Here is a 12353-nt window from a genome sequence, read left to right as displayed (position 1 = left end):
ACCCCCATGCGTCTTCTCGAGCTCGCCCCGCCGGCCACCGGCTACTCGCTCGCGCTGCACGGCGGCGCCGGCGGCCGCGTCGAGGAGCTGACCCTCGTCGAGCAGGGCACCTACGCCGAGGGCCTCACCGCCGCCTACCAGGCCGGCGCCGCCGTGCTGGCCTCCGGCGGCAGCGCGCTGGACGCCGTCTGCGCGTCGGTCGAGGTGCTGGAGGACGACCCGCTGTTCAACGCCGGCCGCGGCGCCGCGCTCACCGCCGCCGGCACCGCCGAGCTGGACGCCTGCGTCATGACCGGCGACGGCCACGCCGGGGCGGTCGCCGCCAGCCGGTTCGCCCGGCACCCGGTGCGCGCCGCCCGCAAGGTGATGGAGGAGTCCCGGAGCGTCCTGCTGGTCGACCCGAGCGCCTCCCGGATCACCGGGTGGGGGCTGGAGACCGTGGACGCCGGCTGGTTCGTCACCCCGGCGCGGCAGCAGCAGCTGGCCAACGTGCAGGCGGGCACCCTCGCCGCCGGCCGGCACGGCACCGTCGGCGCCGTCGCGGTCGACGTCCGCGGCCGGGTCGCTGCCGCCACCTCCACCGGCGGCATGGTCAACCAGAGCGAGGGCCGGATCGGTGACTCGCCGATCGTGGGTGCGGGCACCTACGCCCGGGACGGCGTGGTCGCCATCAGCTGCACCGGCGAGGGCGAGGCGTTCATCCAGGGCACCGTCGCCGGCGACATCGCGGCCCGGGTGCGCTACCTGGGGCAGCCGCTCGGCGCGGCCGTGGAGGCCACCGTCGTCGAGGAGCTCGACCGCCGGTCGGCGATGGGCGGGCTCGTGGCCGTCCGCCCCGACGGCTCGGTCGTGGTCGCGCACAACTCCCCGGCGATGTTCGCCGCCTTCCACGACGGCACCCGGCTGGTGACACTGACGTGACGGTCCCGACGAGCGCGGAGGCGCCCGTGACGCAGGTCAAGGACGAGGTCTTCGCCCGGATGGACCAGCTCAGCCCGGCGGAGAAGAAGGTCGCCCGGGCGCTGCTGGCCGACTACCCCAGCGCCGGGCTGGCCAGCGCGGCCACCCTGGCCAAGGTGGCCGGCACCAGCACCCCCACGGTGCTGCGGCTGCTGGCCCGGCTGGGCATCGGCAACTACCCGGAGTTCCAGGAGCTGCTGCGCAGCGAGGTCAGCCAGACGATGAACAGCCCGGTCAGCCGGGCCGCGTCCTCGCTGCGCCCGGAGGAGGACGGCTCGTTCTTCTCCCGGGCCATCGGGCAGCGGGTCGAGCTGGTCGAGCGGCTGCGCACCACCGTCCCGCCCGGCGAGTTCGAGGCCGCGGTGCAGGCGCTGGCCGCCCCCGGCCGGCACGTGGTCACCTCCGGTGGCTACTTCTCCCGGCACCTGGCCAAGATCCTGGCCAAGCAGCTGGACCAGCTCGTCGCCGGCGCCGTGTACGCCGACGAGCCGCTGGGCCAGGACATCGGCCGGTACCTGTCGATGGGCCGCGACTCGGTGGCGGTCGTGTTCGACCTGCGCCGCTACGAGCTGCCCGCCCAGCAGGTCGCCACGCTCGCCGAGCAGCGCGGCGCCACTGTCATCGTCATCACCGACCAGGGGCTCTCCCCGGCCGGGGACGACGCCGACGTGGTGCTGCCGGTCGCGGTCGACGGCACCCCGTTCGACTCCTTCGCCGCGCTGCTGGTGCTCGTCGAGTGCCTGGTCGAGGGTGTCTTCCAGCGGGTCGGCCAGGCCGGGCTGGACCGGATGCGGCAGTGGGAGGAGTCGGTGCGGATCACCCGTGCCTTCCGGGCGGCCGCGCTGAGCGCGGAGGAGGGCCGGTGACCGGCGCTGGTGCGTTCTCCGGGCAGGTCGTCGTCGTCACCGGGACGGCGCAGGGCATCGGCGCCGCCATCGCCGACGCGCTGGAGGACGCCGGGGCCACCGTGCACCGGGTCGACAAGGACAGCGTGGACCTGAGCGTCTCCGCGCAGGTGGAGGAGTTCTTCGCCGGCGTGGGTGACCTGGACGTGCTGGTCAACGTCGCCGGCGGCGTGGTCGGGCAGACCCACGTGCCGATCGACGAGCTCACCGACGAGGCGTGGGACGTCGTCGTCGACGCCAACCTGCGCACCACGATGAACTGCAGCCGGGCCGCCGCGCGGACCATGAAGCGCCGCGGCTCCGGCCGGATCGTGAACATCTCCTCCGGCGCCGGCCGCAGCGTCAGCCTGACCGGCATCCAGGCCTACGCCTCGGCGAAGGCCGCGCAGATCGGGTTCACCCGGCAGCTGGCCCACGAGCTCGGCCCGCACGGCATCACCGTCAACTGCATCGCGCCGGGCTTCGTGCTGTCCAACCCCAGCACCCGGGCGCAGTGGGAGTCCTACGGCCCCGACGGGCAGCGCGCGCTGCTCGACCGGATCGCCACCCGCCGCACCGGCACGCCCGCCGACATCGCCCGGGGCGTGCTGTTCTTCGCCGCCCCCGACGCCGGCTGGGTCAGCGGCCAGACGCTGTCCATCGACGGCGGCCACCAGCTCTTCTGAGCCGTCCCCGACCCACCCGCCCTCCCTGGGAGAACCATGACGACCGCGTCCGCGGCCGCCGAGACGCTGCGCGCGCTCGGCGAGCGGTACTTCACCACCCAGCACACCTACGACCCCTACAACGCGACCCTGCTCGGGCTCACCGAGTTCGACTCGCTGGCCGGCGACCCGAGCCGGGCGGCGAGCGAGGCCGCCGCCGGGGAGTTCGCAGCCATCGCCGGGGAGCTCGAGGAGCTGCCGCTCGACGGCCTGACCGCCGAGCAGCGGGTCGACGCCCGGGTGCTCGACGTGCTCACCCGCGGCGCGGGCTCCGACGCCGCGCACTCGCTGTGGGCGGCCAACGCCTCGGCCATGGGCTACGTCAGCCGGCAGGGCCTCGTCTTCCAGGCGGTGCCCGCGATGACCGCCGGGGACGCCGAGGGCGCCGAACGCTACGAGCACCGGCTGGCCGGGGTGGCCGGGTTCCTCACCGCGCTCGGCGAGCGGTACGCCGAGGAGGCCGCCGACGGCCGGGTGCCCACCGCGCTCGGCGTGCACCACGCGCTCGGCCAGCTCGAGGGGCACCTCGCGGTCGCCGCCGACGAGGACGCCCTGCTCGGCCCGGCCCGGGCCGCGGGGGACCCCGCGCTGCTGGAGCGGGCCACCGAGCTGGTCCGCTCCGGGATCCGCCCGGCGATGGCCGCGCTCGCCGAGCGGCTGCGCACCGAGCTGCTCACCGTCGCGCGCCCCGACGACCGGGTCGGCATCGACCAGGTGCCCGGGGGTGCTGCGGGGTACCGCGCCGCGGTCGCCCGGCACACCACCACCGACCTCACCCCCGACGAGGTGCACCAGATCGGGTTGGACACCCTCGACGAGCTGCGCCCCCGCTGGGCCGAGCTGGGGCAGCGGCTGTTCGGCACCGGCGACCTCGCCGCGATCGCCGACCGGCTGCGCACCGACGCAGGCCTGCGGTTCGGCACCTCCGACGAGATCATCGACAGCGCGGCCGCCGCGCTGGCCCGCGCGCGGGCCGTGCAGGACGACTGGTTCCCCGCGCGGGCGCTGCCCGACTGCGCCATCGAGGCGATCAACCCCGCCGACGCCGCCCACTCCGCGATGGGCTGGTACCGGCCGCCCGCGGACGACGGCAGCCGGCCCGGCGTCTACCACCTGCTGGCCACCGACCCGCAGGAGCGGCACCGCTACGAGTACGAGGCGCTGACCTTCCACGAGTCGGTGCCCGGCCACCACCTGCAGCTGGCCACCGCGCAGCAGCTGGACCTGCCCCGCTACCGCCGGCACCTGGACGTCGAGGCGTGCAGCTTCAACGAGGGCTGGGGGCTGTACGCCGAGCGGCTGGCCGAGGAGATGGGCCTGTACTCCGACGAGCTGTCGCTGTTCGGGATGCTCTCGTTCGCCGCGCTGCGGGCCTGCCGGCTGGTCATCGACACCGGCGTGCACTCCCGCGGCTGGACCCGCGAGCAGTCGGTGGAGTTCATGTACGCGAACACCGCGACCACCCTCGACCACGTCCGCAGCGAGGTCGACCGGTACATCTGCTGGCCCGGGCAGGCGCTGGCGTACCGGGTCGGGCAGCGGGAGATCCTCCGGCTGCGCGCCGAGGCCGCCGCGGCCCTGGGCGCGCGGTTCGACCTGCGCGCCTTCCACGAGGTCGTGCTCGGCAGCGGCGCCGTGCCGCTCGCCGTCCTCGCCGAGAACGTCACCCGCTGGACCTCGGGCCAGCTCACCGCACAGGAGGTCTGACGTGGACGTCACCATCAACGGCTGCCGGCTGCACGTCGAGGTGCACGGCCCCGCGGACGGGCCGGTGCTCATCGCCCACCACGGCGGCGGGGGCATCGGCTCGCTGGAGGAGCCGCGCGCGTCGTTCGGCCCGTTCGCCGACCGGTTCCGGGTGATCGTGTTCGACGCCCGCGGGTGCGGGCGCAGCGAGGGCGTGCCGCCCTACTCCCACGAGCAGTGGGCGGCCGACGTCGACGGGCTGCGCGAGTGGGCCGGCGCCGAGCAGGTGGTCGTCGCCGGCGGTTCCTACGGCGGGTTCATCGCGCTGGAGTACGCCGTCCGGTACCCCGAGCGGGTGCAGGCCATCGTGCTGCGGGACACCTCGCCCGACGGCAGCAACCTGGAGCTCGCCTTCGAGAACGCCCGCAACCAGGACCGGGTGGAGATCGACTGGGAGCGGTTCAACCGCTACTGGGGCGGCCGGACCCGGTCCGACGAGGACCTCAAGCAGCTCTGGAGCGAGCTCATCCCCCTCTACGACAAGGAGTACGACCCGGAGAAGGCCGCCCGGTCGGTCGAGGCCGGCTTCTACCGGCACGAGTCGCACAACTGGTGCTTCGTGCACAACTGGCCCGGGTACGACCTCAAGGACGCGCTGCCCGCGGTCGCCGTCCCGACGCTGGTCACCGTCGGCCGCTACGACTGGGTCACCCCGGTGAGCTCGTCGGAGACCATCGCCCGGCTGGTGCCGGGCGCCGAGCTCGTCGTCTTCGAGAACTCCGGCCACTCGCCGCAGGTCGAGGAGGCGGAGCTCTGGCGGGCGACCGTGCGCGACTTCCTCGACCGCGCCGTGCCGGCTCCGTCGGACCCGGTGCGGGCGACCGCGTGACGCAGTACGTCGTCATCGGCGCGGGCGCGATCGGCGGCACGCTCGGCGCGCACATGGCCCGGGCCGGGCACGACGTCCTGCTCTGCGACACCGACGCCGACCACGTCGCGGCGATCAACGAGCGGGGCCTGTCGATCGAGGGCCCGGTCGAGGAGTTCACCGTGCGGGTGCCCGCGGTGCTGCCCGCCGGCCTGCCCGACCGCATCGAGCGGGCGATCGTGGCGGTGAAGAGCCACCACACCGCCGAGGCGGTCGCCCCGCTGCGCGAGCGGCTCACCGCCGACGGGTTCGCGCTCACCGTGCAGAACGGGCTGACCGCCGACGTGCTGGTCGAGGCGCTGGGCGCCGACCGGGTGGTGTCGGCGTTCATCAACGTCGGCGCCGACCAGCTCGGCCCCGGCCGCATCGTGCAGGGCAACGTCGCCGCCTTCCACGTCGGCGAGCTGACCGGCGGCCGGATCACGACGCGGGTGCGCGAGCTCGCCGACGTGCTGCCCTACGCGCAGCCCACCGGCAACGTGCTCGGCTACCTGTGGGGCAAGGAGGCCTACGGCGCGATGCTCTGGGCGGGCGCCGTCTCCGACCTCACCATCGCCGAGAGCCTCGAGCGACCGGAGTACCAGCCGCTGATGGTCGCCCTCGCTCGCGAGGTGCTCGCCCAGGCGCCGGTGCCGGTGGAGAGCTTCGACGGCTTCGACCCCGCCGACCTGCCCGGTTCGCTCGACCGGCTGGCCGCCTTCAACCGGCGCAGCGCCAAGCATTACAGCGGCATCCACCGCGACCTCGTCGTCCGCAAGCGGAAGACCGAGATCGACAGCATGCTGCGCGACCTGGACGGGCCGATCTTCGCGAAGATCGGCGAGATCGTGCACGACATCGAGCAGGGCCGCCGGGTCAACGAGGTCGCCAACCTCGACGAGCTCGCCGCCTACGCCGCCGCACTCCCCACCACCGAGCAGGAGAACCACTGATGCGTGCTGCCGTCTACCAGGCCGCCGGGGTCGTCACCGTCGAGGACGTCCCGGACGCCGCGATCGCCGAGCCCACCGACGCCGTCGTCCGGGTGCTGCGCTCGTGCATCTGCGGCTCGGACCTGTGGTCCTACCGCGGCATCGTCAACCGCGCCGCCGGCGGCCGGCAGGGCCACGAGTTCATCGGCGTCGTCACCGACGTCGGCGCCGAGGTGACCACCGTGCGCCCCGGCGACCTCGTCGTCGCGCCGTTCACCTGGTCGGACAACACCTGCCCGGCCTGCGCCGACGGGCTGCAGAGCAAGTGCGACAACGGCGGCACGTTCGGCGCCCCGGGCGCCGACGGCGGCCAGGGCGAGGCGGTCCGGGTGCCGCAGGCCGACGGCACGCTGGTCGCCGTCCCCGGCGGTCCGGACGGCGTCGACGAGGCCATGCTGCCGGCGCTGCTCGCGCTCTCGGACGTGATGGCCACCGGCCTGCACGGCGCGGTGCTCGCCGGGGTCACCGAGGGCTCGACGGTCGCGGTCATCGGCGACGGCGCGGTGGGGCTGTGCGCCGTCCTCGGTGCCAGGGAGGTGCTCGGCGCCGAGCGGGTCGTGCTGATGAGCCGGCACGAGGACCGGGCCACGCTGGGCCGGGCGTTCGGCGCCACCGACGTCGTCGCCGAGCGCGGGGAGGAGGGCATCGCCGCCGTCCGCGAGCTCACCGGCGGGCGCGGCGTGCCGTTCGTCGTCGAGGCGGTCGGCACCCCCGGCTCCTGGGAGATGGCGCTGGGCATGGCCCGCGCCGGTGGCCGGGTCGGCGCGGTCGGCATCCCGCACACCATGCCGGAGCTGCCGCTGCTGCCGATCGTCCGCTCGCAGCTCACCGTCGGCGCCGGCATCGCCCCGGTGCGCCGCTACCTGCCCGACCTGGTCGAGCGCGTGACCAGCGGCCGGCTCGACCCGGGCGCGGTGTTCGACCTGACCCTGCCGCTGGCGGACGTCGCGAAGGGCTACGCCGCGATGGACGAGCGCCGCTCGATCAAGACGATGCTCACCCCCTGACCCGCCCCAGCGGTGATCAGGTCACCTGATCACCGGCTGTCCTCCCGCACCGGCGTTGCTGCAGGGGGACAGCCGTTGGTGGGGGAGGAGACCTGACCGCTCAGCCGACCGACTCGAGCTCGGGGTCGGTCGGCCGCGGGGCGGGGGTGCGCTGCAGCCGCACCCAGGCCGCGAAGCCCCAGACGCAGAACGCGCCGTAGACGATGTAGAGCAGCGCCGAGGGGTAGTAGCCGGCGCGCAGCAGCAGCGTCACGCCCACCACGTCGACGGCCACCCAGATCAGCCAGAATTCGACATAGCCGCGGGCCATGCCGATGGTGGCCAGCAGGCTGCCGACGAAGATCCACGCGTCGGCCAGCGGCCCGAAGCTGCCCAGGTGCGACAGCACCACCCAGCCGACGGCGATCCCGGCGAGCGCCGAGACGACCAGCACCCCGCGCTCGCGGGCCGACGCCCACCGCGGCACCACCGCCGGGGCGCCGTCCGCGGCGTGCCGGTTGCGGTGCCAGGCCCACCAGCCGTAGGCGCTGGCGGTGAAGAAGAAGACCTGCCTGCCGGCCTGGCCGTAGAGGTCGACGTCCTGCGGCGTGTGGAACACCCCGCCCAGGAAGACGGTGAACAGCAGGACGTTGGCGACCATGCCGACCGGCCAGGCGGCGGTGCGCCGCCACATGCCGAGGACGGCGCTGGCCAGCCCGATGACGTTCCCGATGATCTCCCGCCAGAGGACGTCGGCGCCCAGCACGTGCACGCTCGCGTTCAGCAGCCAGCCCACCAGCACATCTCCTCGTCGGTCCGGTCCCGGCGGCTGCAACCGGGCACGGCGGCCAGACCTTCCCGGTCAGGAGCCGAGCTGCCCCACCCCGGCGGCGATCACCAGCAGGCTGGTCAGCAGCGCCGCGGTCGCCTCGACGCCCATCAGCGCCTTGACCCGGGTGGTCAGCGGCATGGTGTCGGTCGGGCTGAAGGCGCTGGAGTTGGTGAGCGAGACGTAGAGGTAGTCGGGGAAGGCCGGCACCCAGTCGCTCAGCTCGCTGGAGGACTTCGCCACCTCCCGCACCGCCCCGGCGTTCTCGTCCTGCGAGAAGCGCAGGTCGGCCGCCGGCAGCTCGCGGCGCGGCCGCCGGGACCGCGCCACCGGACCGCCCCGGTCCAGCTCGCTGAACGCCAGCGCGAACACCAGCACGTTCGTCGCCCAGATCTGCAACGCCGCCAGCAGCAGCGCGCCCGGGTCCTGCGCGGCGGCGGTCTGCTGCACCAGCGCGGTCACCGTGGCGCCCAGCGACCCCAGGTTGGCGGCGGCGATCAGCGCGATCAGGCCGAGGGAGACCCAGCGCGACCAGCGGGTCTCCCGGGTCATCCGCCACGGGTTGACCGCCAGCAGCGCGCCCAGCAGCACAACCTCGATCGCCGGCACCACCCAGCGCGGCCCGAGCAGCAGCGCGTCGGGCAGCAACGCGTACAGCGCGATCGCCAGCGCGGTGGCCAGGGCAGCGGGCAGCCGCGCCTCGCCCCGCCGGTCCGGCCGTTCGGTCCGCATGCGCCCAGGTTGGCAGGTCGCCGTCCGGTCGTCCCGCCGCCGGGCGGACCGGCCGCCCGGAGGGGGTAGGTGGCGGTGGGACCGGGTACCGGGCCGCCATGACCGACACGAAGCCCCTCGCCCTGGTCACCGGTGCCTCGAGCGGCATCGGTCTGGAACTCGCCCGGCAGTTCGCCCGGCACGGGTACGACCTGGTCGTCAACGCCGAGGACGCCGAGCTGGACGCCGCCGCCGCGCAGCTGCGCGCCGAGGGCGCCGAGGTGCACGCCGTCCGGGCCGACCTGCGCCAGGCCGACAGCATCGACCTGCTGTGGAACCGGGTGCAGGGCCTGGGCCGCCCGCTGGCCGCCGCCGCGCTCAACGCCGGGGTGGGCGTCGGCGGCCGGTTCGTCGACACCGAGTGGGCGCGCGACCTGGAGATCATCGAGCTCAACGTCGTGTCGACGGCGGCGCTGTTCAAGCTGGTGCTCCGGGACATGACCGCGCGCGACGAGGGCCGGGTGCTGGTCACCTCGTCGCTGGCCGCGACGCAGCCCGGCTCGCACCAGACGGTCTACAACGCCTCGAAGTCGTTCGTGCAGTCGATGGTCGAGGCCGTCCAGGACGAGCTGAAGGACACCGGCGTCACCGTCACGTCGCTGATGCCCGGCCCCACGGACACCGAGTTCTTCGACCGTGCCGACATGGCGGACACCGGCATGGGCAAGGGCCCCAAGGACTCCGCTGCCGCTGTCGCCGAGGCGGGCTTCGAGGCGCTGATGGCCGGCGAGAAGAAGGTGCTCGCCGCGTCGCTCGCGGTCAAGGCGCAGGGCGCGCTCAACCGGGTGCTGCCCGACGCGGTGAAGGCGGCCGGCAACCGGGTGTTCGCCAAGCACCGGGACTGATCCGCTCTTCCGCTGGCCGGGGGGCGGTCCTGCGCAGGACCGCCCTCCGGCTGGCACAGTGAGGTCATGGACGACGTCGTCATCTGCTCACCGCTGCGCACCCCCGTCGGCCGACAGGGCGGGGTCTTCGCCGGGCTGTCGGCCAACGAGCTCGCCGCCGCCGCGATCCGCGGCCTGGCCGAGCGCACCGGGCTCGGTGAGGGCGAGGTGGACGACGTCGTGCTCGGGCACTGCTACCCGAGCGGGGAAAACCCGGCGATCGGCCGGATCGCCGCCCTGGACGCCGGCCTCGGCGTCCAGGTGCCCGGTCTGCAGATCGACCGGCGCTGCGGCTCCGGCCTGCAGGCGGTGCTGTACGCCGCGATGACCGTCGCGTCGGGCGCGGCCACCACCGTGGTCGCCGGCGGCGTCGAGTCGATGAGCAACGTCGAGCACTACGCGCTGGGCCTGCGCACCGGCGTCAAGGGCGACGGCGTGATGCTGCACGACCGGCTCGCCCGCGCCCGGGAGACCGCCGGCGGCATCCACCACCCGGTGCCCGGCGGCATGCTCGAGACCGCCGAGAACGTGCGCCGCGAGTACAAGGTCGACCGGCTGGCGCAGGACGCCTGGGCGCTCCGGTCGCAGCAGAACGCCGCGGCCGCCGTCCGCGAGGGCCGGTTCGCCGACGAGATCCTCGGCATCGAGGTGCCCGCCACCCGCAAGACGCCGGCCCGCGTGGTCACCGAGGACGAGCACCCGCGCCCCGGCACGACCATGGAGGACCTCGCCAAGCTCCGCCCGGTGATGGGCCGGGTCGACCCCGAGGCCACCGTCACAGCCGGCAACGCCTCCGGGCAGAACGACGGCGCGGCGGTCTGCCTGGTCACCACCCGGGCCGAGGCCGACCGCCGCGGCTGGGACCCGTTCGTGCGCATCGCCGGCTGGGCCGTCGCGGGCGTGCCGCCGGAGACGATGGGCATCGGGCCGGTGCCGGCGACCGCCGCGGTGCTGGAGAAGACCGGGCTGAAGCTGTCGGACATGGACCTCATCGAGCTCAACGAGGCCTTCGCCAGCCAGGTGCTGGCGTGCCTGGACCAGTGGGGGCTGGGCGCCGACGACCGGGACCGGGTCAACGTCAACGGCTCGGGCATCTCGCTGGGCCACCCGGTCGGCGCCACCGGCGCCCGGATCCTGGCCACCGTCGCGCACGAGATGCGCCGCCGCGAGGCCCGCTACGCGCTGGAGACGATGTGCATCGGTGGCGGCCAGGGCCTGGCCGCCGTGTTCGAGCGCGTCGTCTGAGGCCGTGACCCCGGCCGGTCGGGCAGCTGCCGCGGCCGGGGTCGCCCTCGCCCTGGGCTCGGCCGCGCTCAGCCTGTACTGGACGGCGGGTGGCACCGCGCTGCTGGACACCGTCGGCGGCGAGGTCGAGCGGCTCGCCCGCGAGCGGACGCCGGCCGCCGTGGCCCTGGGCGCCGGCACGGTGCTCGCCAAGCTGGTCGCCGCCGCGCTGGCGCTCGCGCTGCTGCGCCGGCCCCGCCGTCCGGTGCGGCTGCTCGCCTGGGCCGCCGGTGCGCTGCTGACCCTGTGGGGTGGCGCGAACGTGCTGCTCGGCGGCCTGGTGCTGCTCGGCGTCCTGGACCTGGGGGTGGTCGCCGACGAGCGGGCGCTCCGCTGGCACGTGCTGGTGTGGGACCTGTGGTTCCTGCTCTGGGGGGCCGCCCTGCTGGTGGCCTGCTGGTCGGCCCGGCGGGGTCAGCGGCGCGGTGCGGTGGACCGCCGCTCCACCAGCGCCGGCGGCACCAGCTCGGCCCGCGACCCCGGGTAGCCGGCCTCGCCGCCGTCGAGCTGCGCGAGCAGCAGCGCGGCGGCCTGCCCGGCGAGCACCTCCGCGCGGTTGTCGACCGTGGTCAGCGGCGGCGACCACCAGTCGTAGTACGGCTCCTCCTCGGTGCACACCACCGACAGCTCGTCGGGGACCCGCAGGCCCACCTCGCCGAGCACCGGCAGCGCGCCGAACGACGCCTCGTGGTTGCTCACCAGCAGCGCGGTCGGCGGCTCGGGCAGCCGCAGCACCACCGCGGCCGCCTCCCGGCCGAACCCGGCGTCGAACGGGCCGCGGTGCACCAGCTCGGGCAGCACCGGCACCCCGGCGGCCGCCATCGCGGCGGCGAAGCCCTCGTGCGACTGGCGCCCCGACGTGACGTCCGCGGGACCCTCGATGGTGGCGATCCGGGTGTGCCCGAGCCCGAGCAGGTGCTCGGTGGCCAGCCGGGTGGCGGCCGCGTAGTCGCTCATCACCGACGGCGCCAGCGACCCGGGCACCTCCCGGTTCATGGTGACCACGCCCCGCCCCTCGCGGACGAGCGTGTTCACCAGGTCGACGTTCGCCCCGGAGCCGGCGATCACCACCCCGTCGAAGTGGTGCGAGCGCACGGTCTGCAGGAAGGCGGCCTCCCGGTCCGGGTCGCCGCCGGTGGTGCAGACCAGCACCTGGTACCCGCGGCCGGCGGCCCAGGCCTGCAGCGTCTCGGCGATGGTGTGGAAGGTCGCCGTCCGCAGGTTGTTGACGACCAGCCCGAGCAGCCCGGTGCGCTGCGTGCGCAGCGCGCTGGCCATCCGGTTCGGCTGGTACTCCTGGGCGGCCGCGGCGGCGAGCACCCGGGCCCGGGTGCTGGGCAGCACCGAGGGGTGCCCCGACAGCGCCCGGCTCGCGGTGCTCGTGCTGACGCCGGCGGCCGAGGCCACGGAGGTCAGGGTGGCCCGCATGGGCACCTGTCTACCTC

Annotated in this window: 13 protein-coding genes; 10 read left to right on the top strand and 3 right to left on the bottom strand. The window is 74.9% G+C overall.

All coding sequences use genetic code 11. The features are described from left to right. Window positions 1-6: 6 nt before the first annotated feature. From AB0J00_RS02525 to AB0J00_RS02495, 7 genes are read left to right on the top strand one after another with little or no spacing between them, the layout of a single operon-like run. A complete protein-coding gene (locus AB0J00_RS02525) occupies window positions 7-921 on the top strand; it encodes an isoaspartyl peptidase/L-asparaginase (RefSeq protein WP_357739669.1) in 915 nt (304 codons plus the stop codon). A gap of 26 nt (window positions 922-947) precedes the next feature. Then, window positions 948-1826 carry a MurR/RpiR family transcriptional regulator gene (locus tag AB0J00_RS02520; protein WP_357739666.1) on the top strand — a complete coding sequence of 293 codons (879 nt, stop codon included), beginning with the start codon at window positions 948-950 and terminating at the stop codon, window positions 1824-1826. Continuing rightward, on the top strand, window positions 1823-2530 hold the full coding sequence (locus AB0J00_RS02515; protein ID WP_357739663.1) for an SDR family NAD(P)-dependent oxidoreductase: 708 nt from the start codon (window positions 1823-1825) through the stop codon (window positions 2528-2530). The genes AB0J00_RS02520 and AB0J00_RS02515 overlap by 4 nt, the downstream gene beginning before the upstream one ends. A gap of 36 nt (window positions 2531-2566) precedes the next feature. Further along, window positions 2567-4276 carry a DUF885 domain-containing protein gene (locus tag AB0J00_RS02510; protein WP_357739660.1) on the top strand — a complete coding sequence of 570 codons (1710 nt, stop codon included), beginning with the start codon at window positions 2567-2569 and terminating at the stop codon, window positions 4274-4276. 1 nt (window position 4277) lies between these two features. Then, window positions 4278-5144: an alpha/beta hydrolase gene (locus AB0J00_RS02505; protein ID WP_357739658.1), complete on the top strand. Its 867-nt coding sequence runs from the start codon at window positions 4278-4280 to the stop codon at window positions 5142-5144. Then, a complete protein-coding gene (locus AB0J00_RS02500) occupies window positions 5141-6115 on the top strand; it encodes a 2-dehydropantoate 2-reductase N-terminal domain-containing protein (protein WP_357739655.1) in 975 nt (324 codons plus the stop codon). The genes AB0J00_RS02505 and AB0J00_RS02500 overlap by 4 nt, the downstream gene beginning before the upstream one ends. Continuing rightward, window positions 6115-7161: an alcohol dehydrogenase catalytic domain-containing protein gene (locus tag AB0J00_RS02495; protein WP_357739652.1), complete on the top strand. Its 1047-nt coding sequence runs from the start codon at window positions 6115-6117 to the stop codon at window positions 7159-7161. The genes AB0J00_RS02500 and AB0J00_RS02495 overlap by 1 nt, the downstream gene beginning before the upstream one ends. A 100-nt stretch (window positions 7162-7261) precedes the next feature. On the opposite strand, the gene pnuC is transcribed toward AB0J00_RS02495, so the two are convergent. Both pnuC and AB0J00_RS02485 read right to left on the bottom strand, forming a co-directional pair. Beyond that, window positions 7262-7936, bottom strand: coding sequence for a nicotinamide riboside transporter PnuC (pnuC, locus tag AB0J00_RS02490; RefSeq protein WP_357739650.1), 675 nt, complete (start codon window positions 7934-7936; stop codon window positions 7262-7264). Between the two features lie 66 nt (window positions 7937-8002). Then, complete coding sequence (locus AB0J00_RS02485) at window positions 8003-8701, bottom strand: hypothetical protein (protein ID WP_357739647.1); 699 nt, start codon at window positions 8699-8701, stop codon at window positions 8003-8005. Window positions 8702-8799: 98 nt separating this feature from the next. Here AB0J00_RS02485 and AB0J00_RS02480 point away from each other — a divergent pair, with 98 nt between their 5' ends. The 3 genes from AB0J00_RS02480 to AB0J00_RS02470 all read left to right on the top strand — a co-directional run bounded on the left by AB0J00_RS02480 (window position 8800) and on the right by AB0J00_RS02470 (window position 11395). Beyond that, window positions 8800-9585: an SDR family NAD(P)-dependent oxidoreductase gene (locus AB0J00_RS02480; RefSeq protein ID WP_357739644.1), complete on the top strand. Its 786-nt coding sequence runs from the start codon at window positions 8800-8802 to the stop codon at window positions 9583-9585. Window positions 9586-9651: 66 nt separating this feature from the next. Beyond that, the gene (locus tag AB0J00_RS02475; RefSeq protein WP_357739642.1) at window positions 9652-10869 is read left to right on the top strand and encodes an acetyl-CoA C-acetyltransferase; all 1218 of its coding nucleotides are present in this window, start codon (window positions 9652-9654) and stop codon (window positions 10867-10869) included. 4 nt (window positions 10870-10873) lie between these two features. Beyond that, complete coding sequence (locus tag AB0J00_RS02470; protein WP_357739639.1) at window positions 10874-11395, top strand: DUF3995 domain-containing protein; 522 nt, start codon at window positions 10874-10876, stop codon at window positions 11393-11395. Here the strand turns inward: AB0J00_RS02470 and AB0J00_RS02465 are convergent. Beyond that, window positions 11323-12336 (bottom strand): LacI family DNA-binding transcriptional regulator, encoded by a 1014-nt coding sequence (locus AB0J00_RS02465; protein WP_357739636.1) that lies wholly within the window; start codon window positions 12334-12336, stop codon window positions 11323-11325. The genes AB0J00_RS02470 and AB0J00_RS02465 overlap by 73 nt on opposite strands. Between the last annotated feature and the right edge of the window lie 17 nt (window positions 12337-12353).

The organism is Modestobacter sp. NPDC049651 (assembly GCF_040659695.1).
Classification (GTDB): Bacteria; Actinomycetota; Actinomycetes; order Mycobacteriales; family Geodermatophilaceae; genus Modestobacter.
This window is presented reverse-complemented; position numbering and strand designations above follow the sequence as displayed.